This is a genomic window from Secundilactobacillus muriivasis (genome assembly GCF_054785195.1).
Window position 1 is genome coordinate 42698 of the sequence record NZ_BAABMI010000019.1, and the last position, 24589, is coordinate 67286.

At 47.6% G+C, this 24589-nt stretch carries 21 protein-coding genes; 7 read left to right on the forward strand and 14 right to left on the reverse strand.

Going from position 1 to position 24589, the window contains the following annotated elements:
* Window positions 1-120 precede the first annotated feature (120 nt).
* Window positions 121-1029 (reverse strand): GH25 family lysozyme, encoded by a 909-nt coding sequence (locus ACYVR3_RS05645; RefSeq protein ID WP_461243443.1) that lies wholly within the window; start codon window positions 1027-1029, stop codon window positions 121-123.
* 226 nt (window positions 1030-1255) lie between these two features.
* Here ACYVR3_RS05645 and ACYVR3_RS05650 point away from each other — a divergent pair, with 226 nt between their 5' ends.
* Entirely contained in the window at window positions 1256-2230 is a 975-nt protein-coding gene (locus tag ACYVR3_RS05650; RefSeq protein ID WP_461243444.1) for a ring-cleaving dioxygenase, read from the forward strand.
* Window positions 2223-2840, forward strand: coding sequence for an alpha/beta hydrolase (locus ACYVR3_RS05655; RefSeq protein ID WP_461243445.1), 618 nt, complete (start codon window positions 2223-2225; stop codon window positions 2838-2840). The genes ACYVR3_RS05650 and ACYVR3_RS05655 overlap by 8 nt, the downstream gene beginning before the upstream one ends.
* 60 nt (window positions 2841-2900) lie before the next feature.
* Here the strand turns inward: ACYVR3_RS05655 and ACYVR3_RS05660 are convergent, their stop codons facing one another.
* Complete coding sequence (locus tag ACYVR3_RS05660; protein ID WP_461243446.1) at window positions 2901-4103, reverse strand: acetate/propionate family kinase; 1203 nt, start codon at window positions 4101-4103, stop codon at window positions 2901-2903.
* Window positions 4104-4269: 166 nt separating this feature from the next.
* Here ACYVR3_RS05660 and ACYVR3_RS05665 point away from each other — a divergent pair, with 166 nt between their 5' ends.
* Together ACYVR3_RS05665 and ACYVR3_RS05670 are read left to right on the forward strand one after the other, a co-directional pair.
* A complete protein-coding gene (locus ACYVR3_RS05665; protein ID WP_461243447.1) occupies window positions 4270-5133 on the forward strand; it encodes a reprolysin-like metallopeptidase in 864 nt (287 codons plus the stop codon).
* 634 nt (window positions 5134-5767) lie between these two features.
* Complete coding sequence (locus ACYVR3_RS05670; protein WP_461243448.1) at window positions 5768-6538, forward strand: Fic family protein; 771 nt, start codon at window positions 5768-5770, stop codon at window positions 6536-6538.
* Window positions 6539-6598: 60 nt separating this feature from the next.
* Here the strand turns inward: ACYVR3_RS05670 and ACYVR3_RS05675 are convergent, their stop codons facing one another.
* The 10 genes from ACYVR3_RS05675 to ACYVR3_RS05720 all read right to left on the reverse strand — a co-directional run bounded on the left by ACYVR3_RS05675 (window position 6599) and on the right by ACYVR3_RS05720 (window position 18674).
* A complete protein-coding gene (locus tag ACYVR3_RS05675; protein ID WP_461243449.1) occupies window positions 6599-7639 on the reverse strand; it encodes an acyltransferase family protein in 1041 nt (346 codons plus the stop codon).
* A 139-nt stretch (window positions 7640-7778) separates the two neighbouring features.
* Window positions 7779-9611, reverse strand: coding sequence for a glycoside hydrolase family protein (locus ACYVR3_RS05680; RefSeq protein ID WP_461243450.1), 1833 nt, complete (start codon window positions 9609-9611; stop codon window positions 7779-7781).
* A 519-nt stretch (window positions 9612-10130) separates the two neighbouring features.
* Window positions 10131-10604 (reverse strand): nucleoside 2-deoxyribosyltransferase, encoded by a 474-nt coding sequence (locus ACYVR3_RS05685; RefSeq protein ID WP_461243451.1) that lies wholly within the window; start codon window positions 10602-10604, stop codon window positions 10131-10133.
* Between the two features lie 82 nt (window positions 10605-10686).
* Window positions 10687-11466, reverse strand: coding sequence for a hypothetical protein (locus ACYVR3_RS05690; RefSeq protein WP_461243452.1), 780 nt, complete (start codon window positions 11464-11466; stop codon window positions 10687-10689).
* A gap of 516 nt (window positions 11467-11982) precedes the next feature.
* A complete protein-coding gene (locus ACYVR3_RS05695; RefSeq protein WP_054737226.1) occupies window positions 11983-12765 on the reverse strand; it encodes a (S)-acetoin forming diacetyl reductase in 783 nt (260 codons plus the stop codon).
* A gap of 259 nt (window positions 12766-13024) precedes the next feature.
* Window positions 13025-13981 (reverse strand): LacI family DNA-binding transcriptional regulator, encoded by a 957-nt coding sequence (locus ACYVR3_RS05700; RefSeq protein WP_461243453.1) that lies wholly within the window; start codon window positions 13979-13981, stop codon window positions 13025-13027.
* A 21-nt stretch (window positions 13982-14002) separates the two neighbouring features.
* A complete protein-coding gene (locus ACYVR3_RS05705; protein ID WP_461243454.1) occupies window positions 14003-14800 on the reverse strand; it encodes an HAD family hydrolase in 798 nt (265 codons plus the stop codon).
* Between the two features lie 515 nt (window positions 14801-15315).
* Window positions 15316-16620: a nucleobase:cation symporter-2 family protein gene (locus ACYVR3_RS05710; RefSeq protein ID WP_461243455.1), complete on the reverse strand. Its 1305-nt coding sequence runs from the start codon at window positions 16618-16620 to the stop codon at window positions 15316-15318.
* Between the two features lie 105 nt (window positions 16621-16725).
* Window positions 16726-17040, reverse strand: a complete 315-nt coding sequence (locus tag ACYVR3_RS05715) for a PTS lactose/cellobiose transporter subunit IIA (protein WP_461243456.1) — start codon at window positions 17038-17040, stop codon at window positions 16726-16728.
* A 224-nt stretch (window positions 17041-17264) separates the two neighbouring features.
* Window positions 17265-18674, reverse strand: a complete 1410-nt coding sequence (locus ACYVR3_RS05720; protein WP_054736742.1) for an NAD-dependent succinate-semialdehyde dehydrogenase — start codon at window positions 18672-18674, stop codon at window positions 17265-17267.
* 400 nt (window positions 18675-19074) lie between these two features.
* On the opposite strand from ACYVR3_RS05720, the gene ACYVR3_RS05725 reads away from it, so the two are divergent.
* Complete coding sequence (locus tag ACYVR3_RS05725; RefSeq protein ID WP_461243480.1) at window positions 19075-20265, forward strand: MFS transporter; 1191 nt, start codon at window positions 19075-19077, stop codon at window positions 20263-20265.
* A 409-nt stretch (window positions 20266-20674) separates the two neighbouring features.
* Here ACYVR3_RS05725 and ACYVR3_RS05730 read toward each other — a convergent pair whose 3' ends face one another.
* Window positions 20675-21295 (reverse strand): DapH/DapD/GlmU-related protein, encoded by a 621-nt coding sequence (locus ACYVR3_RS05730; protein ID WP_057151787.1) that lies wholly within the window; start codon window positions 21293-21295, stop codon window positions 20675-20677.
* A 68-nt stretch (window positions 21296-21363) separates the two neighbouring features.
* Between ACYVR3_RS05730 and ACYVR3_RS05735 the strand changes: the two genes are divergently transcribed.
* Entirely contained in the window at window positions 21364-22566 is a 1203-nt protein-coding gene (locus ACYVR3_RS05735; RefSeq protein ID WP_461243457.1) for an NAD(P)-dependent oxidoreductase, read from the forward strand.
* Between the two features lie 159 nt (window positions 22567-22725).
* Complete coding sequence (locus ACYVR3_RS05740; protein WP_461243458.1) at window positions 22726-23373, forward strand: DedA family protein; 648 nt, start codon at window positions 22726-22728, stop codon at window positions 23371-23373.
* 70 nt (window positions 23374-23443) lie between these two features.
* On the opposite strand, the gene ACYVR3_RS05745 is transcribed toward ACYVR3_RS05740, so the two are convergent.
* Window positions 23444-24532, reverse strand: a complete 1089-nt coding sequence (locus tag ACYVR3_RS05745; protein ID WP_461243459.1) for an Ldh family oxidoreductase — start codon at window positions 24530-24532, stop codon at window positions 23444-23446.
* Window positions 24533-24589: the final 57 nt, after the last annotated feature.

Here is a 24589-nt window from a genome sequence, read left to right on the forward strand (position 1 = left end):
CCTTCACCGATGTCGCCTTGCACACTGCTCTCAACCCGTCTCGCTCCGCACACTTACGCTGGACACAAACGACAGAAAAAACGCCCCGCACAACAACTGTGCGAGACGTTAATTAACTTTCTATTGTGCTTGAACGTAAGCCTTGTTAGCTGTGATGTAGCTGCCATCGGTGAGTTGGATCCGGTAAGTGCCAGTGCTTGATTTCACAACGCTCTTAGCGGTCAACGTCTTGTTGTAGCTGACGCTAGCGATCTTGCCAGTTAAGTTAGCAGTTTGGTAACGGTTGATACCACGAGTGGTACGAATCTTTTGACCGTTCGTGACGCTGCTTAAGTAAGTGGTCTTGGCAGTGTTAGTGTACCAACTAGAAACCGTGCTACTGTCAACAACCTTGCTCAAGTCAACGTGGCCGCTAATCCCTGAAAGGGAACCAGTACTCGTGTATTGCCACAAGTCAGTCGACACGTTTGGCTTAGCCGAGTAGTTTGCAATCCACGAGCCATCAAACTTCGCGCTGCTGATACCGTGAACACTCACGAAGTTTTGGTATGAGTAGTAAACCAATGGCTTGTTCGTCAGGCCACGCATCGTTGATAACCAAGCGTTCACGTAAGTTTGTTCCTTACCCTTGACACCGCTCTTACGCTTTTCGTTATCCAACACGTAGAACTTCGCCTTGGTGCTGGTCAACGCGTAGAATTGACGAGCGTCTTTTTGCGCATCCGCAACACTGTCAAATTCCGCAAAGTCGTACTGGCCAAATGGCACGCCGTATTTGGCAGCGCCATTTGCGTTGACCGTCCGCTTGGTATCAATTGAGTAGTCTGAGTCGCCCGGGTTGCCGTGCTTGACCCGGATGATAGCAAACTTCAAGTCCTTCGAGGCCTTCGACCAGTTAATGTTCCCCTGATATTGCGAGACATCCGCAATCTTAGTCTTGGCGGCAAAGGCAGTCGTGCCAATGGCTAACATGCTGACCATAGCCAAGCTCCCTGCAAACAACTTCTTTAATAAACGATGATTTTTCATGAAAATACCCCTCTATCCGTTTTGATTACTGTAACCTAGTCTATCGTTTCAATACAACAGCCGAGTCACACTCGAGTTACAATCTACTAACAATTCTGTTGCAGTTCATTTTGAAACCTCGCGTTAGGCCGTGCCAGTCACCGTTAATCAACGGGTCAACATCGTTGCACCAACTCTGGAAAACTGTAATAATGCAGTCAACAATGACGCTAAAGGAGGACTCATTATGACAACTACCGATTTACTTGGTCTGCATCACGTGACGGCCATTACGTCAAGCGCACCCAAAATCTTTCAGCTGATGACTGAAGTGCTCGGCCTGCATTTGATCAAAAAAACCGTCAACCAAGACGATGTTTCGGCCTACCATCTCTATTTCACTGATGATATGGGGACTGCGGGAACGGACATTACCTTCTTCGATTTTCCGGGAATTGGGCCTGGCCGATATGGTAAAAACAGTATCTCGCGAATCGGATTTCGGGTGCCAAATGACGTCGCGCTGACATACTGGGCGCAACGATTAGCCGACTATCACATTACGACCGATCCGATCACCACGCAGTTCGGCGCTGCCGTTCTCCCCTTCTACGACTTCGACCAGCAACGCTACCAATTAATTTCAGATGAACACCAACCTGATCTCCCCGGCGGGACGCCTTACCGACACAGCCCAGTACCAGAAGACGTTGCCATTCGTGGACTGGGAACGCCAATCATCACCGTGAGTCAAGCAGAAACATTGGGTCACGTCTTAACGAAGGTCATGGGGTTCTCCCAAATTGCGACAGCTGACCGCCAAACGCTCTACGAATTAAACCACGGTGGCCACGCCGCCCAAGTTATCGTTGAAAAAAGCCTCGTTCTCCCAGATGGCATTCAGGGGGCCGGAACCGTTCACCATTTAGCATTTCGTACACCGGACGCTGAGCAGTTACGCGAGTGGATCAAACGCGTTCAGCAGTTTGGACTTCACGACTCCGGCTTTGTGGAACGGTTTTACTTTCAATCGGAGTATTTTCGGGCAGCGCCGGGGATTCTCTTTGAAATTGCAACGGATGGGCCCGGCTTTTTAGTGGATGAAACCTATGACGAAGCCGGTGTTCACCTTGAGCTACCACCATTCTTAGAGGGTCAACGTGCTGAAATCGAAGCCAACTTAGTGCCATTTAACTCTGGGGAGGCGACCAGCGATGACTGATCAAACGATTCATAGTGCCTTTTTCCCCGGTGATGACCAGTTAGCACCGGTGCTCATGCTTCACGGAACGGGCGGCGATGAAAGTGACCTGTTACCAATCGCAACGTTTTTATTTCCACAACATCCGAAACTAGGGATTCGGGGACGAATTCGCGAAAACGGTGCGAATCGCTACTTCATTCGCCACGATCACGGTGATTTTGATTTAACGAACCTCAGTCAAGAAACCGACTGGCTGTTAGGTGCCGTTGAAGGCGAATCCCAGCGACTTCACCTTGACGCCAAGCGGATGATTGTTCTCGGCTTCTCCAACGGTGCTAACGTTGCGGCCTATGCTTGGCTTCACAAACAGCCCCAATTTCGGACTGGGATCCTTTTGCACCCGATGCTGATCGATCCGGCTTCAACTACCGCTAACCTGGATGACGTTCAGGCCTTCGCCAGCTTTGGCGACGTTGACCCACTGATTACTGAGAAAAACTTTAATCAACTAACCCAACAATTTACCATAGCTGGCGCCAACCTCACTAGTTTCAAAAATCACCAATCGCACCGACCCTCACAGGCCGAGTTAGCCGCGGCCAGAAACTGGGTTCAGCACTTAACCTAATGTCCACACAACACTAAAAAACAACCGCCATCATCGACGGTTGTTTTTGACTTAATTCATTTAGACTAAATCCAATTCTGAGGTGATGACCTCCTGAATCTCACGGGCCATTGCTAATTCTTCATTGGTTGGCAATAACAGCACTTCTGCTGCACTATCAGCGGCGCTTAACCGCCCCGCTTCACCCGCAACGTTCAACTCACGATCTAGTCGAATACCTAAAACCGCTAACCGGTCGATGACTGCCTGTCGAATCAGCTCATCCTTTTCGCCGATACCGCCCGCAAAAATCAGGGCATCCGCGCCACCTAACTCAACGTAGTAGGCGCCAACCAACTTCACCACCTGCGTGATGAACATTTCCAAAGCTAACGCTGCCCGGGCATTAGTGGCTGCCGCTTCGTGCAAGTCACGCATGTCTGAGGAGATCCCAGAAACGCCAAGCAAGCCAGACTCGGTATTTAACCGCATGATGACTTCTTCTGGCGTTGCGAGGTTGAGCCGCTTCATCAGGTATGGTACCAAGCTTGGATCAACGTCGCCACTTCGGGTACCCATCAGTAACCCGGTGACTGGCGTGAGGCCCATTGATGTGTCGACTGGTCGGCCCTGTTTGACCGCCGTAATCGATGCACCGCTACCTAGATGAAGCGTAATGAGGTTCAAGGTGTCCAACGGGCGGCCGAGTTCAAGGGCCGCTTGTTGGGCCAGATACCGGTGTGAGATGCCGTGTTCACCATAGCGCCGAATCTGAAAATCACGTGACCAATCATACGGAATCCCGTAAATCGCCGTTTCTTCCGGCAGATCATGGAAGTAGGCACTGTCAAACACCGCGTACTGCGGCACTCCTGGTAAACTTGCCATCAACAGTTCGATGCACCGCACCTCCAGCGGGTTGTGTAACGGTGCCAGTTCACTTAGTTCTTGAAGCGCCAGCAACCGGTCGTCCGTTAACCGAATCGCTTGTTGAAATACCGTGCCACCCGCAACTACCCGGTGTCCCACAGCGTCAATTGCTGAGAGAGATGGTATAATAGCCATGGCTACCAAACGATGCAACACATCGTTGATTGCCCCAACTTCATCTAATTTTGGGACGGTCAGTTTGGTTTTAACGCCAGCCACAACAACTTTAACAATTGAATTCGGTAAATTAAGGCGTTCCACCTGCCCGTGGGCGAGCGGTTGCGCCTCTGGGAGTTGCATCAGTTGCCATTTCAGTGACGAGCTACCTGCGTTGATCAATAACAGCGTTGTCATCGTCCATCACCTCCGTTTACCTTTATTGTACTAAATTCACCGGGGAAATAGGCCATCTTCAAACAAAGGTCATACAAGTTTCAAACCCTCATCATATTTCTTGAAGTTCAACGTTATATTTCGTACCATAGAGTTGTACACAAGGATTAGCTCTGGGGGGAGTCAATTGAAAACAACTTTTTGGACCACTTTGACGTTGACTGCAACGTTACTTTTTTCAGTGGCCGCGCCAATTCATGCTGCCACGTCAACACCAACTGCAACGACACTCTCGCAACCCGCAAGTTACTACCGGACACATGCAACTTCACTTGCACAAACTTATCAACTGAACTACGGCGCTCAAACGGCTTTGACTCAGAATGGCAAAACTAAGGTTTACGTTGCCAGTACGGATGCGCGACTTAAGAAGAGTGCCAAACTCGCAATGGCTTATTGGAACCAACGTTTAGGTCGCCAAGTCTTTACCACCGGTACCAAGGGGAACCATCAATTAACCATTGCCTTTACGAACCGTAATTCAACTGCTGATGCGTGGTGGCAACCTGCCAACCGCCGGATTCTTTTAGAACGGGCCGATTATACGCAGGCGCCAAGTCAAATCAAAGCCAAGATGATCAACCAAAGTTCGGCAGCAGCCATTAACGCTGCCAACCAGAAGATCATCAAGTATAGCCGCTCAATTGCGAACCGAGCAAACCACGCGGCACTTTATAACCATTACCGTCAGCAACAGATCAATACGATCAACGCCTCCGTCACGAAAGCAACTAATACGATCAACAAGAATCAGTTAGCCTATAAAGCGCGAACCTTCAAGTATGCGAACATCATCGCTCATGAACTCGGTCATTCATTAGGCCTGAATCATTCAGATACCGCAACCGATGGGATGGCTGCCAATAGTCATGTCAACACGATTTATAACTACACAAAGGTCAAGGCCAGCGCCAACGGTTTTAACCCACTTACCAAAGCTGATACAAGTCGGGCAAAATTAGCCTTGAAAGTTTTTGCTGCTCGACATTAACAACTCCCTGCATGCGCTGACAAAGTCATTCATGCGATGAACAAGTATCACCTCCTCATTCCCTTTCCCCAACGTCCTAATTACCCAGTTAGGGCGTTTTTTGTTGAGTGTGAAACAAGGCAGTTAGAGAGTGGAACACGTTACGGCTCGGTTGCCTGAAAGCGCGAAGTGTGGAACAAGGCGCTTAGAGATCGAAGCACAAGCGATTCCCGCCAGAAGACCCGGGGGTTGGGTCTTGTGGTGGGGGTCACTTGTGTGCAACTCTCTGCCTTGTGGAACACGTTACGGCACGGTAGACCCCAAATACAAACAGTCCTCATCGTTCCCACCGCCAACAAACACCTCCCACTAAATGTATCAATTCCGTAACATCACGCCTCAATAGTTGAATCCTAACTAAGCGTCATGTTAAACTAAGGTCAGCAATTGTTATTCGTTTATTCTAGATATGTACATATCACCAGGTTTTCATCTATTCACCTTCCGTGAATGCACATAGCTTAAGCCACTTGGACGTTCGTCTGAGTGGCTTTTTTGGACCACCATGTAACACATGTTTGCCCATCAATGAATAGCGTACATTCGTGTGATACAATTAACGCAATTAACTTCGATATGAAAGGAGGCGTTGCCAATGACCCAATCAGACAATACCGCGCTCGCCCGATTTATCACCTCACTGGGTAGCCTTAATAACTACGGTAGTACGGTCTACCAGACCAAACAAGCGCTTGACTTAAAATCAACAGCACCCTTACGACAACATACTGATGATATTGCAATCTTTACGGATGCTCTAAAAGGGATGCAGGCAATCCAAAAGATCGGGTTTAATACCGATGGCATCATCGCCATCAATCAACAATTTGATACAGAATCTGATGAACAACCCAACTGGCCTGGACACTTGCGAAATGCAATGTACAACGAAGATGACCGCGTCGCCATTGGCGTGAGTTCCGATGGTAAAGAGCGTTATTTCCCACCCGAAATCGTGACCAAAAACGACCTCAATAAAATTATTAACCAGTATCAACATTCAAGGCGCCATGAATCAGACGCTTGGCGAGTATTTGCTCAAATCTCAAAGCTACAGCCCTTTCAGGATGGCAATAAGCGAACCGCTTTAATTGCTGCCAACGCAGCTAATGGTTCACTCGATGATGGCAATTATCTCATTTTGCCAATCAATGATCTAGATCGGGCTGATTTCACGCTGGGATTAATGCGCTACTATGTTGCTGATACGACTGAACAAGAAGAAATCGCCTTGCAGCGAATGCTGAGTCTATTACCATCAACAAGCGAAAAAAAACGCCTTTTGAATCAACCGATCATTGACGATAAAAATACGACTACCAATCAAAAAACAATCCACTATAAACCACAATTTCGGGATGTATAATCAAATTTCAATCAAAAAAAGCCTCGGCACATGCCGAAGCTTTTTTGGGTTATTCAATCATTAACTTTCAGCGTCACCAGCCGTTCGCCGATGACCAAACCGAATCTGATGGTACAGCATCGCAATCGCGAGCGGTACCACTAAGCCGAAGAACCAGAGTGGTAACGGATGGTTCAATGCTGGCACTTTGGCGACGAGATCGATCACCAATTGATGCGCGTACAGAATCGGCACGGCATACCAGCCAACTGGTAATAGCCATTTGAACCAACCCGTTTTAGCGAGTTGTTCGGCAATGATGCAGAGTGCCAGAACAACGAAAATCGGCACAAAGGCCGCCATGAACGGCGTTTTAATAACGTGGGTCTTCAAATACAGTTTGAAGTTTAAGCCCCATTCATACCGAGCGTAAACGATCATGAAGTAAATGATCACCCCGGCGGTCGCGTAGAACCGCTTGTAGACGAGTTGCGGCCAGTATTTGTAGCCATAATAACCACATAGCATCCATAGGGTGGTTAATAACACGAGGTCAGCGCCCCACGGGACGAACTTAAAGTGCAGGAAGCCAACGCTGTTATAACTCACGCCCAGCGCGAACATTGCAATGGCAATCAGGAACTGAACGGGTGCCTGTTCCACGTAAGTGATCAGCAGCGTCACGATTAGCAACGTCAACATGTACACCGTGAAGAACCAAAAGATGTTCAGTTCACCATCAAGTGTTGCGCCACCATACAGTAAGCGAATAAAGTAATGACCGGTATACGACCAACTATCGCCCCGCACAAAGTGACTCGTTAAAATCAGCAACACTCCTGCAAGCAGATACGTGCCAAAAATCGGCAAAAGTCGGTGTTGGATAAACTGCCACAATGAGCGCGCATCATGCGCCAACGGCTTGAGGAAAAAGCCACCAACGATGAAGAACAGCGGCATGCTCCACCAACCCGTTGCGATATAGATGGTCGCCATCATATGATTTGTTGCAATTAACGGGTAAATCGCGTGGCCAAATACCACTGCGATGATCCCCACTGCTTTAACCAACTGCACCCACTGGTCATTGGTCGCCACCTGCCTGTCACTTCTTGTCGTCATTGAATCAACTCGTCTCCTTTTGCCTGAGGTCCCTAAACATGGTTAGAGAAGTGACGCCAGCACATTAGCCGCAAAAGCCAATGCGTGTCGCCACTTCTCTAATGACTAGTTCCAAATCGGAACCAATTTAACCCTTATTTTAATAGAACGCTAAAGCCCGCGTCCAGTATTTACCATTAATCAAGTAGTACGTTGAGGTCTTGCCGTTCAGAACGGAAACCCGGCGTGCCCGCTTCGTGACTTCGACTGAACGCGACTTCAAATCAGCCGTCGTCCCCTTTGACTTGGCCAACTGTGGATCGTTGAAGACCAAGCTGTAGATTGGGTACTTCTTCATGGTCGTTAACGTCTTGTTGTAGTCTTCGTAAGTGATCTTATCAAACTGCAACGCTCCCGCACGAACCCAGTACTTCCGGGCACTGGTGCTTGAACTAAAGCGAATCCGGTACCACTTGCCACTATCAGCCGTTGCGCGACCGTCAATATAGACGATACCGGATTTTTTAGCGTTTGCCCAGCCGTCCTTCTTGTTGTAGAGGTACCAGCCGGAGTGGCCCTTGACGTGGTTGTACAGACCGTACTTTTTAGCGGCACTCGTCACCAACTTCGCGTACTGGTTAGAAGCGCCAGATTGATACGTTTCGGTCTTGTTGGTGGCCTTACCACCCTTGTATTTACCAGTCAAAGCAGCCTTTAACTTCGAGGTGTTTTTGATATCATCCGTGTTGGTGATCGCAGTTGACTTGTTGTTGGTGTTAGAGGCAATCTTGATATCGCTGCTTGACATGCCGTTGGTGATCACAAACGGAATGTTGCTCTTAGCAGACGTGATCTTGTTACCCGTAACAGTGACGTCGGTGATGCCGCCACCCTTTTCATCGTCGAAGTAGATGTAGCGGTTATCGGGATCCAAGTTGACGAAGTTGTTGTCGGTGATGTTGATGTTGCTCATTGGCACTGCAGCTTGGTTATTGAAGATTCGGATGTAGTTCCCTGAACCAAGTGCCCCTTTGTTTTCAAAGGTGTTGCCACTGATATAGAGGTTCTTCACGCAAACGAAGTGAATGTTGGCGCCATCTTCATCCAACAATGGTTTAGCATCTTGCACGTAGTTGTTCGTGAAGTGGATGTCGTGGATAATGCCGCCGACCCCTTTACCGTAAACCACGTGTTGCCCAATTGGGTTAGGCGCAAATGACTTCACAGCGCCAGACGTCTTGGACAGTGGGATAAATTGGTTGCCATCAACGGTGATATCGTATGATGGTAAGTTATCGTATTTGTCGCCTGGATTATGATATGACATCGCCTTGGAGTTTGAATAATCGACTTGGATTGCTTCCTTGTAGTCAAAATCCGTGTTGGCGTTGAAGCCGGTAAAGGTTGAATCCTTCACGTTCACGTTATGGCTACCATCGATATCAAGGTAGTGGCCAGTCGGTGATTCAGCGTTATCAAACGTACACTTGTTGAAGTTCACGTTCGAAGCATGGTGGATACTTTGAACGAAGACACTTTGGCCATCCGTTGCGTTGTAATCCCCACGGAACGTGGCGTTGTTCCAAGTGACGTTTGAAATGCCGCCATCGTAACCAACTTCAGGACTTGGGTAGACGAACGGCATCCGGTCACCACCAGCAATCTGGAAAACGGCCCCGTCATCAAAATCAAAGGTGATATCAGAATGCAACGTAATCGCTTTTAATTCAGCATTCGTAAATAAGTAGGTTCCCTTTGGAACGTGAATCGTGACCCCATTGGTATAAGTATTGATGATCCGTTGTAACAGTGGCGCGTTGTCGGTCTTACCGTCAGCCACCATCCCTTGATTTTGCGCATTAACCGTCGTTGCCGCGTGTGCAACGGTAGCTTGTTGCCCTGTAATGGCACTCGTACTAAACTGTGTCAAACCCACACCTGCAAAAGTCCCCAAGACTAGCAGGCCGAGAATGGCCTTACTCGATTTTCCCATTGTTCTTAACACATCCTCTCAAACAACTCTCAAACATAAACTGATTTTATTGTAACAAACTACAATCTCAACAACCTGTTTTAACCAAATAGTTAAGTAATTTAAATTAAATTGTCATATAGAGGGCGAAGCAAGGCGGTTAGAGAGCGGCGTGGAAGGCAACTTCAGTAAAAGCGCCCGGGCTTGGCGGTTTTACTGAAGTTGCCTTCCACATAGCTCTCTGCCTTGCGTAGCCCGTTTCGGCGTGGTTGCCAAAGCGCACCCAATTTCAACAATTTCTCAATTTAATTAGCAAGCGGAAAATTACAGCCCAACGAGGCGCCGAAATTAAAGCTGCCTCAGTGCAGTGTTGCCGTAACCTCCCTGTAACGACATCATGCCAACCAAGCATAGCTGAATCAACTTGCCTGTACCGCTTATTTGCTCACTCGCCCATCAACCAGTAACCATCACCCCAACACAAAAACAAGCCCCCACAACCACCCAGGTCGTCGGGGCCCGCACAACGCTAAACTCAGTCTAGAAAACTTCTTTATCCGTATAATGTTGAGCCAATTCATTAAAGTCATACGACTTCAATGCTTGGATGGCATCCTTCCCATTAAAGAACGCGGTGTAAGATTGCGCCAACATTAAGTTTAATTTCTTTGTTTCATCAAATTGAATCAGTACAACTGGAACGCCAGCTTGGAAGGCTGCCCCAATTTCGAAAATCGTCCCTGAATCAGGTTCGTTTTCAGCCGTTTCTTCCAGTTGGTAATCGATAATTGCCACAACAGCATCCGCCTTACGAACTTGGCGAACATCGCTGTTAAAGGTTGCAACTTGCCACTTAAAACTGCCAAATTCCAAATCATCATGTTGGTGTTCAGATGGCACGAAGATGCCGTCAGAAGCGACCGTTGGGTTCTCCTTCAACAAACTAACAACTTGGTTCACCCGGTCGTTTTGACCATCGCTAAAAAACGGTGCTGCAAGGTAAATGTGATTCATGGCAATTCTCCTTTGGTCTATATGAGGTTGCTATTAGCATACCATATTTTGGCCTAGGACGCTTTGAAAAGTCGGCCACCAACTAGAGTTCAAACAATAGCCGACTAAGTGTCTGGCCATCATCGTCATTTCGTTCCAACCACTCCCGAACGATCTTCGTATCATCATCCGTTTCCTGATTCAATAATTGCATCAAGCCAACCCGCTTATCATCGGTTAAATCAGCTAGCGCATCCTGATGTGCCGATAACCAATCAAGGAGTGCTACGGGTACCATCACCGATATCCCAAGCTGAGTGCTTTCCACCGGAATCAGCGCATAAGCCGGGAGCCAGGTTTCGGCATCCGTTGGTTCATGATCCAGTTCGGGCAAATCCGGCAGCCACCGCGCCAACAACCGGGCAACCTGTTCGATCAACGTTGGTAACACGTTGGTCATCGTTGGTGACGTCATTGCGATAAACACCCCAATGGCGTCCACTTTGAGATGAGCCAGCGCATCCATGAATGGTACCAGTAGTGGCTCCTTTTTACTGATTTGAATCAAATACGCGCCTAACAATTGCCACCCAACTGGCGCGATTTCACTCTTTTGGAGCACCGGTAACACATCTTCTTCTGTTACCGGTTGTTTCAAGAAACGGCCAACATCGTGTTGATTCAGTCTCGCATTCTCCTGGAACCGATCCAGTGCGCGTTCATCTTCGGCAATGGATGAAATCAGACTTACGATCGGATATGGCGAAGTCGTTGCCGTCGTCCACGCATACGCTGGTTCTAAAATTTGACGCGCTGCAAGTGAGACATTAATCGTGGCTAATTCGGAATCAATGGGCTTTAAGGCATACTGTTCTTTTAACATGGCGCATTCCTCCAAACTGTTTTCCCCATCATCGCAAGTTCAACCGCAAAAGGCAATCAACTCGCATCATTCACTGAAAATTATCAGAATCCAAAAATTGGGTCGCTCCTTCCCCACGGAAGCAAGCGACCCAATTCGTAGTGCGCGACCGGCAAAATCACGTACCAACAAGTATTTAGCACCTTCATACTAGCGGATTTTCGAGCTACGTGCAATTAGAATATGATGAGAATTCAACCAAAATGATTAAATAATCTCATTTTCCCATTACCAGTGTTATTATTTTAATTTTGGTCGCTCACATGCGATAATAGCGGTAGCAATATGGGGCTCGCCCCTAGTGCTAAAACCTAATGCTTGCAGCGTGTAAGGTCGATTTAATCGCACAGCGATGGTATCGAAAACGGACTGCTGTCACAGTCCGTTTTTTTGTGGGTATTTATCCTTAATACCCAATCAAAAAAGCACCGGCCAGTTAGCCAGTGCTCCGTTTAAATTCAATTTTAAGCTGTGAGTCTAGTGGAATTGCATCCCGCCATCGACTTCGATGGTTTGGCCAGTGATGTAGTTTGAATCTGGGCCAGCCAAGAAGGAAACAGCTGCTGCAACGTCTTCTGGTTCAGAGAGACGCTTGAGCGCGATGTCCTTGGCGAAGGTTTGCATGCCCCATTCGTCATCCTTGCCGGCGTTTTGGCCAACTTGGTGAGCGATGTCAAACATCATTGGGGTCTTAACGATCCCAGGTGCGTAGGCGTTAACCGTGATGTTTTCTTCGGCTAAGTCACGAGCAGCAACCTGCGTGATCCCACGAACGGCGAATTTAGTCCCACTGTAAAGGGCCAAGTTAGGGTTACCAACAACGCCGGCTTGAGAAGTGGCGTTGATGATCTTACCACCCTTGCCACTCTTCTTGAATTGTTCATGAGCGGCTTGAATACCCCAAATATCACCGGCAACGTTTACGTGGTAAACCTTGTCGAATTGTTCTGGTGTGATGGTGTCAATTGGCGTAGTTGGGCCAAGGCCGGCGTTGTTAACTAAAACGTCAAACCCACCTAATTTTTCAGCAGCTTCACCAACTGCTTTGAAGAAGTTATCACGATCACTAACATCAACCTTGATCCCAGTAGCTTTGCCACCAGCATCGTTGATTGCTTTAGCAACTTCATTTGCGGTGTCGATGTTTAAATCAGCAACTGCGACTGCGAAGCCATCAGCTGATAAACGTTGCACAATCGCCTTCCCGATACCTTGTGCACCACCAGTTACAAATGCGACTTTACCATTCAATTCTGCCATTCGTAATGCCTCCTAGAAAAATAATCATTTCACAACATGATTATCATACACCATTTTCACAGTTTTTGAAAGCGTTTCCAGTTCTTTTAAAATAAATATTTTTCTTTACTAAGATTGTTAATCAACGTCATTACCTACTGATTATTGGTAGTAACTTTCAGATAGGTTCTCATTAACGGCACCGTTATTGAATCAGTATGTTTTTCCCAATCAATTAAGAAATTATTCTAAGTTGTCGCATCCCGAACAAAGTACAATCTCATTCAAACCACCCCCGCCTAATTAATTGTGAATCCACCGCAATTCGTTGAACCTGCTGTGATTCAGCCAGCCCGAATGCTAGGCGACCAACGCGTTCAAAGTGGTGGTCAATCGTGGGAATGTTGAGTAACCGGCTACTCAGTTGATTTTCCTGTCCCATTAGTGGCGGTACTTGTTGCTTGGCCTCTTGGTACCGTTGTGCCACGCCCGCTGCCACATCATCACCATTGGTAAAAATCATCTCTGGTTGCAAGTTTCTGCTCAGATAATCACCAGCAACCCGGTAGCCGTCCTGATAAGTCGTGACGTTGGTTTGGAGCAACTCTGGTATTGGCGATGACCCAAAAACGGTTTGAAAACAAGCACTCGTATGCTGGCTTGTGGGGCTAATGTCATCATTTCGACTTAACAGAATCCCGATTCGCCGGTAACCAAGACTCCGAATTCGCCTAAACGCCGCTAGATACGTTTGCGTCCGGGTTGCAAATGCAGCTGCCAGATCAATCGTCCCTGGATCCTCGCAGCAAACGATTGCACCATACTGCTGGTACGGTAACATATCTGCCAAAGCAATCGCGTGTGAAGTAAAAATAAGCCCGTTATAAGTCCGGCGCTGCAATTGCTCTAAGTAGGCCATTTCACGACCAGAATCATAATTCGATTGTAATAACACAATTTGATAGTGATGACTACTTTCAAAAGCTGCGGCAACGATTCCCGCTAATAGTTGCGAAAAATAGGGATGGTTCAAATGCGGTACGATTACCCCGATGTTAAGCGTGTGGCCCTTGCTGAGATCTCGCGCAATCGTATTTGGCACAAATTGGGTCGCATCAATAACTGCTTGAATTCGAGCACCCGTTTTTGCCGACACGTAACCACTTCGATTGACGTATCGAGAAACTGTGGACACTGAAATACCAACTCGTTTGGCAATATCACGCATTGTTACCATGTCGACCCTCTCCTTCTGCCATCAACAATTAGCCAAGTACCGTGCGATTCCGTAAGCAACACCGTCCTCATCGTTCGTTCGAGTTACGTACCGGGCATGCTGCTTCACAAAATTATTTGCGTTCCCCATCGCGATGGGAACCCCCACAGCCTGAAACATCGGCATATCATTTTCACCATCACCAAAAGCTGCTAGTTCATTCACCTGTAACTGATTCATCGTTTGAATCCACGTAATACCAGTTGATTTTTGAGCCCGTGAACTAGTGATTTCAAGGTACCAGTCACCAGACTGTTTAATACTAATATCGGTTAGCTGCAGCTCTTGAAGTTGCGTCTTGATTGTTGCCATTTGATCCGCATCAAAGATAATCAACATGACTTTGAAAATGGTCAGTTGATGATTTAAAGCCGCTCTTGTAACCACCATTGGCTGTTGGTGTGTCACATTTTGTTCGTATTTGATTCCCGCATCAATTTGCGTTGTCAACCAACTCGTCGCCGTGTAATAACTTTGACTAACCGTTGGAAACGATGTTTGTAAACACTCAGCCAGCTGCTGACAGCTATCCGTTGAAATCGGAAATTGCGCCAACGGTTCCAAAACGCCTTGCTGAAAGATGATACCGCCGTTAAAGCCGATTTGAGGCCCCGTTAAGCCTAAAGCTTGAATTATCGCTTGCATTTCAAACGGTGCTCGAGCTGAAACTAGGGTTGTTGAAAAATTGGCTTGTCGAATCGTTTTAATCGTTTGGGCAGTGAGGCGCCCATCCGTTTTAATCAGTGTACCATCAATATCTAAAAAAACGTGCTTAATCATTAGTGCCACCTCTTTCTGCCCTATTATAAATTGTGGAACGCGTTCCATAGCAAGCCATTATTTTGCCCAGAAATTGGTTAACTATCCGTTAGTCTTTATCATCATCTATACGTCCGGAACACCCTGAAAATCATAGCTCAGTTTTTATTGTCGCTTGTGTCCAGCGTAAGCATTTGGTGCGATTTGGGTGCCGGCTGTTTGTCGTCGCTTCGCTTGCCAAAGCCGCACGAAAGCCAGCGCTCTCAGGCTACAAAATTCGGCGCCACTTAAACTGTTATTTCTAGGGTTCCTGAAGTTATAGAAACTTGTCAACCACGCGTTTTCTGGTCACCACGCCGAATGGTGCTGCGCGAGACTGAGAGCTGCATGTAGGGGCACTTCGATAAAACCGCCAGGCCCGGGCGCTTTCACCGAAGTGCCCCTACACACCGCTCTCACCCCGTCTCGCTCCGCACACTGTCGCACAAAAAGACGCCGATTCAATTACGAATCGACGCCAACAGTCAAAGCCAAGCCTAAGCTTCCTCTTCGACCTTATTCTTTAATGAAGTATTATTCAAAAGTAAGTTCAAGATAACCGCGATGAAACTCCCAACAACCATCCCGTTGCTCAAAATGGTCTGCACTTCAGCAGGCAAGAATTGGAACAGGGCTGGTTGAGTTGTAACACCCAGGCCAAGACCAACTGAAACGGCGATGATCAACATGTTCTTGTTGTTGAGATCGACCTTCATCAGCATCTTAACCCCTTGGGCACCAACCATCCCGAACATAATCAACATGGCACCACCCAGAACTGAAGATGGAATCAAGGTTGCGATGGCCCCAAACTTGGGGATCAAGCCCAAGAAAATCAATAGGAAGGCTGAGTAGTAAACTGGCCGTAATTTCTTAATGCCGGATAACTGCACGATCCCAACGTTTTGCGAGAAAGTGGAGTATGGGAAGGTGTTGAAGATCCCACCTAAAATGGCCGCTAACCCTTCAGACCGGTACCCACGCGCCAAGTCGTTGTCGCTCAAGTCGCGGTGAGTAATGTCAGCTAAGGCAAAATACACCCCGGTTGATTCGATCATACAAGTGATGGCCGCTAAGATCATGGTTGCAATTGATGACCATTCAAAGCGTGGGACACCAAAGTAAAATGGCCGTGGCAATTGAACCCAGTGGGCCGCACTAACTGATGCAAACCCAACTTTACCTAACGCGATTGCCAACAACGTCCCCACCAGAATTCCGACTAACACGGAAATCTGTTTGAAGAACCCGCGACCCCAGATGTTGATCACAATAATCACAAGCGCGGTCGTAAACCCGAGAATCAAGTTAACGGGCGAACCAAAGCTCTTGGCAGTGGCATCACCGCCACCAAGGTTTTGGAAGGCAACTGGAATCAGGGTAAACCCAATCAATGTGATTAATGACCCCGTCACAACTGGTGGGAAGAATCGACGTAATTTGGCAAAGAAGCCTGAAATCAAAAAGATAAAGATGCCGGCTGAAATAATCCCGCCGTACATGTATCCCCAACCAAAGTGACCGCCAATGCTTTGCAGTGGAGCCACGTATTCAACGGCACACCCAAGCACAACGGGTAAGCCGATCCCAGTCAACGGCGTCCGCTTCAATTGAAGCAACGTCGCGATGCCACACATAAAGATGTCCATTGAGACCAAGTAAGTCATTTGGGCAGCGCTAAAGTGCAGAGCGCCACCAATTAACAACGGGACCAAAATATCGCCAGAGTACATGGCTAATAAATGCTGAAAGCCTAAAATTAAGTTTCTGATCACCGATCGTTCGTTTTTTGCAGTATCCACGGTCTTCACGACTCCTTATTCGGTTTTAATTTTCTTGTCAACTAATAATAGCATTGAATCTAACCTAAATCAAATTAGTTCTGAACATTACAGCTATAATAGCGATTAATGTTCGCTTTCACTTATTTTCTGATATAAGTCGATAATTTCACGACCCAACTCAATCGTGGTCATCGCCATACTGAGGTGGTCTTGCGCGTGAACTGCCAGTAATGATGGGGGTTCGCTGTCGCCTCGTGCCATCGCACTTAACGCCGTTGTCTGAAGTTGATGCCCTTTAGCAAGGTACGCTTCGGCATCCGTCAACCGACTCGCCGCCAACTCAAACTGCCCCTGTTTGGCGGCTTTAATGGCTTCAAACGCCGTACTTTTCGCCTTTCCCGCCGTCATGATCAGACCCATGATGGTTTGCTCATCCACAATGTCACCTCCCTAAAGAAAAAACTTTTTAATAATTAACGTAGCGCTACTAGCAACGAAAAGCAATCTCTTTTTGGCGAATTCCGAATGTAACCGGTTTAGGTTGAAATGATTATCAAGTTTATCCAATCTAATTTTAATAAAAATAAGGCTGAACGCAAAAAAACGGTCCCGCCGCAGAATTATCATTCCGCAGACGTGACCGTCATGATTAATACTTTATTTTATAAGAAACCACCATAAGTGTTTGTCAGATCAACGTGTTCGTTTGGGTTGACCATCAACAGTTCGGCGTTAACGAAAGTCTCGATTCCAAGACGGCCTAATTCACGACCGTAACCAGAGTTCTTGATCCCGCCAAATGGGAGTTCAGGGGCAGTCCCACCAAAGTTGTTCACGAAGACCATCCCAGTTTCAATCTTACCAGCAACTTCAGCGGCGTGCTTTGGATCGCCACCGAAGACGATACCGCCAAGGCCGTAGTTTGAATCGTTAGCCAAATCAATGGCAGCTTGTTCGTCCTTGACCTTGTAAACGACCCCAACTGGACCGAAGAATTCCTTCCAGTATGATGGGTTATCACGCTTGATGTCCGTCAAGATGATTGGTGGGAAGAAGTTGTTATCCAAGTTATCATCGATTTCACCAAAGGCTAAGGTTGCGCCATTTTCAACGGCTTCCTTGGCTTTAGCGACCAAGCCCTTTTTAGCACTAACCGTACTTAATGGGGCTAAGCTCGTTTCAGGATCCATTGGATCGCCTGGTTTAACGGCACCGAAGGCCTTCTTCAAGATTTCCAAGAACTTATCGTAGTTCTTTTCAGTAACAATAAACCGCTTGGATGACGTGCAGACTTGGCCAGCGTTGTAAAGCCGGGCCTTGCCAACAATCTTTTCAACATCGCTTAAATCGGCGTCGTCTAAGATGACGAACGGATCACTCCCACCTAATTCGAGAGAACTCTTCTTTAAGTTACGACCTGCTTCGGAAGCAATTTCCTTACCAGCGCGTTCTGAACCGGTCAAGGCAACCCCTTGGACCCGCATGTCAGCAATCACGTTGTTAACTTGATCGTAGTTGATGAACAAGTTAACGCAGGCCCCGTCTTCAGCGCCACCTTCAGCAACGGCTTGTTCAAAGGCCACAGCTGAACCTGGTGTGTTGCTGGCGTGCTTGTAGACGAGTGGATTCCCAACTAAGTAGTTCGGTGCGAAGACCCGCATCATTTGGTAAAGTGGGAAGTTCCAAGGTTCAACAGCCATTAAAACCCCAACTGAGTGGTACTCAACGTGGGCTTCACCCATGACGGTTTCAATCGGTTCGTCCTTTAAGAAATCGGCACCCTTAGTGGCGTAGTATTCGGCAATCAAAGCACACAGCGCAACTTCGCCCTGCGCCTCAGCATAAAGTTTTCCCATGTCGTGGGTGATGATGGTTGCTAACTCATCTGATTTCTTTGTGAATACTTCCGCAATCTGGTGTAACACCTTTGCGCGTCCAGCAAGTGGTTCGTTCCGCCATTTCTTGTATAACGCGTGTGCCTTGGTTAAGGCTGATTCCACGTATGCATCGTCGTGGTTTTCATAAGTTTTTTCAACTTCATTCGTGTAAGGATTAATCGTTTGATAGGCCATTTAGTGACTCCCTTTCCTGCCATTCAAGATGACGTTTGTATTTGTAACCGTTATCAAGAGTATAGAGGGCTAGTTTGCCAAAAGCAAGCGCATTCTTACTCGCCGTAGTGTGAAGCTTTCACAAACTAAAAAAACGAATTGAAATGTATACTAGTCAACGTTTACAAGTTGTTTGATAATGGCGTGTTCATTGATTTCCATAATGAAAACCTAACTTTCACAGTTTGTGATGAAATGTACATTATTTAAAACTTTCATAAAAGAATTTTCGGCTAATGTTTACATTACGTTTTCATTAAAGCTTATTCGATGTTCTCATTTTTAAGTTAAGTTCCGATTCCGCCACCGCCTTGTCAAATGGTATACTTTATCTTAATAGTCCATTGCTAAAGGGGAAGTTATCGTGAAATACCGTCTACAGGTCATCATCTTTGTCCTCGTTGCCTTCATGCTAGGCTGCAACGAGTTTATGGTGGTTGGAATCCTATCCGACATTGCTGAACATCTGAACGTTTCGATTGCCGCTACCGGCTACCTCGTTACCATCTTTGCCACGACCTACGCATTAGGGACGCCGTTCGTGACCATTTTAACGAGCCGATACAGCCGGTATAAAACGTTACTGGCACTTATTATCGTCTTCTTTATTGGGAACACTTTGAGTGCCCTAGCTGTTAATTACTGGGTCATGATGCTGTCGCGAATCATCACCGCTAGTGTGGCGGGCTCGATCGAATCACTAATCATGATTTTTGCCAGTCAAGTGGCACCACGGGAGAAGCGCGCCGGGTTAGTGTCGTGGATCTACGCTGGCTTCAGTATCGCCTCCGTTTTAGGAGTGCCGATTGGGACCACTATCAGTACTAATTACAGTTGGCGGGATGCGTTCTTGGCAATTTCGGTCGTCACCGTTATTGTATTTGGCCTGCTAACGTTGATTCTGCCGAAACACATCGAGCAGGTCCAAAGTTCCATCCGTGATCAGCTCGTCATTTTAAAGGATCGGCGCATTTACGTCGCTGTTATTCTCGTGTTGTTCACGGCAGCAACCTTCTACGCCTACTACACTTATATTCGACCAATTTTGACGTCGGCACTTGGGTTCAACGTGCATCAACTCAACTGGCTGCTATTCGTCATCGGCCTCGTCAGCATCATGAGCAACTGGCTTTCGGGGACTTTGGCGAACCACGATGGCCTGAAAAAAATGCCGCCGTTTTACATGGTCGACATTGTGCTACTCGTTCTGCTGCCATTCGGCTTGATGAACCAAGTAATCGGCTACGGCATGTTGCTGATTCTGAGCTTGATCGTCACAGTTCTTGGGTCGCCAATTCAGATTCACTTCATGAACATTGCCGAACAGGATTATCCGCAAGCAATGGTGTTTGCATCGTCGTTAAATGCCATCTTCTTTAACTTCGGCATTTCGCTAGGTTCTGCCACGGCTTCGATGTTGATTGATCCGTTGGGCGTTGCGCGAATCAGCTGGGGTGCAGCGGTTTATGCGGCGTTGTCGTTGGGGTTGATGCTTGTGTTGAATCGGGTGATGAAGCGGCATCAGGCTGGTAAGGTTAAGGTGAACGATTAGCAGTTTAGATGATAAAAGCATCAAACAGCGGGCGTTGGGGCGCGTTGTTTGATGCTTTTTTGGGTTACTTGATAGGTTTTATATTGGTAAGTTTGAAGCCAATATTGCCTAGAATTGACGTTACCTTTTTGCTGTTACATAGCCTAAACGTGTTCCACAGGGCAGAGAGCTGCACGTAAGGTACTTCCACCACAATTCCCAAAACCCGGGAATTCTGGCGGAAGTACCTTACGCTCCGCTCTCTAACCGCCCTGTTCCACACTCTCTGCTCGTTCCTGTCCTCGAGACTAAACGTGCGCCACAAAGCAGAGACTTGCACATAAGGCCCTCCGGCCACAAACCCCCAAAACCGGGGTTTCTGGCCGGAGGGCCTTATGCTCCAGTCTCTAACCGCTTTGTTCTGCACTCTCTAACTATGCTTCTTAACAAACTCCTCAATCGGCAACCGAAAATCTTGATAGTACTTCTCTAAATCCTCACGCGACCAATCCCACCACGCGATTTTCTCTAAATCGGTTTTGATTTCGTCCGAGAAGCGGTCCTTGATCTTCTTGCCTGGAATGCCGCCGATGATCGTGTAGGGTTCCACATCCTTGGTGACTACGGCACCAGCGCCAATCACTGCACCGTCACCGATCGTGATCCCGGATTGGACGACGACATCGTGCCCCAACCAGACATCGTTGCCAATCACTGTCTTGACTTGCTTGCGTTTTTGCAAAAATTCGGTATCGGGATCACCGAAACCGTAACCGGCGCCGTTGTAAGCGAAGATGTGCTGAGCTGGCCGGTCGTACGGGTGATTCGTGGGGCCGATTCGCACCATCGCCGCCATACTAATGAACCGCTTTAAGGTACTATTTTGAATAAAGCAAAATTGTCCTGTATACGTATAATCATCAATGTTACTATTATCTATGAAATTTTGACTACCGATTTCAACGTATTGGCCGAAAGTCGTGTCCTTAATCTGACTGCCATCGCCAATCGTGGGGTGGTCCTTTGACAGTTTCACAAAATCAATGTGCATCTATGTCACATCCTCAACTTTAGTTTGTTCTTATTATAAAACAAAATGCCGAAAAAGGGGTCTTCATCATGTATCAAATTAACGCACTCGATCAGTTTGACGTTACCGATTACGCTGGCGACGTTTTCCAACTCAAAGACACGACGACGCCAGACGCCGTCCTCGTTCGGAGCTCTCAGGTGCCAGATGATTTAATTAGTCACCGGCTATTGTTAGTCGCTCGTTCTGGGATTGGCACCAACACGATCAACATTCCCGCCTGTACCGCAAACGGGACTGCCGTATTTAACACCCCCGGCGCCAACGCCAACGCCGTCAAGGAACTGGTGGTGCAGTGTCTCTTCCGCTACGTTCGCCCACTCTATCCGGCGATTAAAAATACCACTACGCTGACCGCCGACAACCTCCAAGACGCCGCCGAAGCAACTCGGAAGGACTACGTTGGCGAAGAACTTTACGGGAAAACCGTGGGCATCTTGGGGCTTGGCGCCATTGGCCAGCGGTTAGCGAATACCTGCTACCACATCGGGATGCAAGTTGTGGGTTACAACCGCAGTTTTAAAAATCTGCAACACGTTCAACAGTTAGAAACCGTTGATGAAGTCTTAGAACAATCCGATTTCGTCATCATCTTGTTACCATTGACCGACGAGACCAAGGGCATGCTGAGTACGGATCAGTTCCGCTTAATGAAGGACACTGCCATCTTGATGAACTTCGGTCGCGGTGAAATCGTTGATAATCAGGCCGTGATCAATGCACTGGAAGAAGGTCAGTTCTCCCGCTATATTACTGACTTCCCACATAACGATTTAAAAGATAACCCCAACGTTGTCATGATGCCCCACTTGGGTGGCAACACCGTTGAAGCCCTGTCACACAGCGCTAACCTAACGTTGCAAAACACCCTCGATTTCCTTGAATCTGGCACCATTCGGTCTTCCGTCAACTTTCCACCGGCCGACTTGCCATTTACCAGTCCTCACCGAGTAACCTTCTTCTTCAAAGCCCGGCAAGATTTTTGGGCTGACGTGGCACACATTCTTAACAAACACGAGATTCCGGTGCGTGAGTTGATGAGTAACTTCCGTGACGACTACGGCTACACCATCGTCAACATCGACTTAACGGAGATTCACAAGGAAATCGGTGAACTCAAGGAGATTCATGACCAACTGATGCACCTCGATGGTATGATTCGCATCCGCCTCCTGAAGAACCCATCAGAACGGGTCGAAGCCGCCGAAATGGAACATGGCACGGCACTATAGCGGCATCTCTAGCAAATTTCTTAAGCTTGCGCGAATCAATTGACGCCCTGCATTAAATTCGCTAAACTGAGTTGATTATGGTATTTTGACCAAAATTAATGACGTCTGTCCGTTGCATCTCACTCAATCGTGCATCTCGCACCCTAATAGGAGGCCCTAATGACAACCCACACCATCATGACGCTGATCGATCAGTACGGCTACTTCGCCGTCATCTTCCTTATCGCCCTGGAAAACGTTTTTCCACCGATTCCCTCGGAAATCATTTTGACGTTTACCGGCTTTTTGACCATCAGTACATCCATGACCGTCTGGGGCGCCATCATCGCCTCGACCGTGGGTTCCGTCCTCGGTGCCGTTATCTTATATGCGATTGGCCGAATCGCCTCACCGGAACGGTTAAACCGCTTCTTGGGCACCCGCTTTGGTCGCCTGCTCCGGTTAAAGCCAACCGATATTGAAAAAGCAGCCCGCTTCTTCAACCGTCGCGGTAACGGCGCAATTCTCTTTGGCCGCTTCGTTCCGGTCATCCGGAGTTTGATTTCAATTCCGGCTGGTATGTCCGGCTTCCCACTTGGGCGGTTCTTAGCCCTCTCCACCGTTGGCACACTGATTTGGAACACGGTGTTAATTTACGCCGGGAGTCTGGCAGGTAATCATTGGCAGGCAATCGTTGCTCAATTTGAAGTTTATAGTCACTGGTTGCTGATTGCAGTGATCGTGGTGTTAGCGATTATTGGCATCGTTTGGTTTTGTCGGCGACGGCATTTGGCACAAACCACCTCGAAAATGAAAGAATTAGACTAACTTAAACGCCCCTCAAGAATGATAATCATTCTTGAGGGGCGTTTTAATGTTGACCTAGGTTAACGACGCGCTATTTAATCAACTCCGCATAATCCACGCCAAGTCGTTTGGCAATGTTGACGACTTCCGACATGGTCTTATCATCAACGATAATCCCGTTTTGCTTGCGGTCTTCGTAAGCCAGTGCTTCCTTGTCACCATGCACGTAAACGGTCTTACCCGGAATTGCGGGTAAGTCCCGAATCTCTTGGAGGTAAGCTGAGAAACGCTTGATGATCTGATCCTTATCGCCAAAGATACCCGGATCAATCGCAACGAAGCTTTGACTTGGTCCCGAGTGCAGGTCCTTAGTGGTGATTTCGTTTGAAATACTGCCCATCGAGAGAATCCCAGTGAAAATCTCAACGATGACGCCGAGGCCGTAACCTTTATGACTCCCGGTTTCTTCGTCAACACCGCCAAGTGGCGTCAAGCCAACTGGTGCTTCGGGGTCTCGCAACTGATCGAGCGTTTCGTCATCCGTAATATCATTAACTGGTTGATTGCCGTCTTTAGCAACCCAAAACGCTGGCAGGTCTTTTTCCAACTTTCGATAAACTTCAATTTTACCCTGTGGCACCGTGGTCGTTGCGACATCGTAGATAAAGTTGTGCGGTTCGGCCGGCATCGCAAAGCCAATTGGGTTGGTCCCGATAAAGGCCTGTGTGGCGTGAGTTGGCACCATTCCGGGACGTGAGTTGGTTGACGACATGCCAATCAAGCCTTCGTTGGCAGCTAAGTTCGCGTAGTAACCAGCAATCCCGTAGTGCAGCGAGTTACGGGTCGTCACAATCCCGATCCCGTGAGCTTTCGCCTTTTGGATGGCTAGCTTCATACTGTAAATACCGTTCAGTTGGCCTAAGCCAAACTTGGCATCCACTACCGCGCTAACATCGGTTTCCTTAACGATTTCCGGCTGGCTATGCACCTGAACCTTGCCGTTTTGAATATTACGGTCATACATGATCAACCGTTGGACCCCATGAGAGGCAATCCCAATCAAATCCGTGTACACCAATGTATCCGCAACCTCTTGGCTCTGTTCATCCGTAAACCCGTAGGCTTGATAAATCTGCTTCACAAGCTGAATCATTTTGTCACTATCATATCGTTTTACCACGTGATCACCACATTCTTCTAAAGTTATCGGTACCGGCAGCCGTCAGTACTTGGTTTC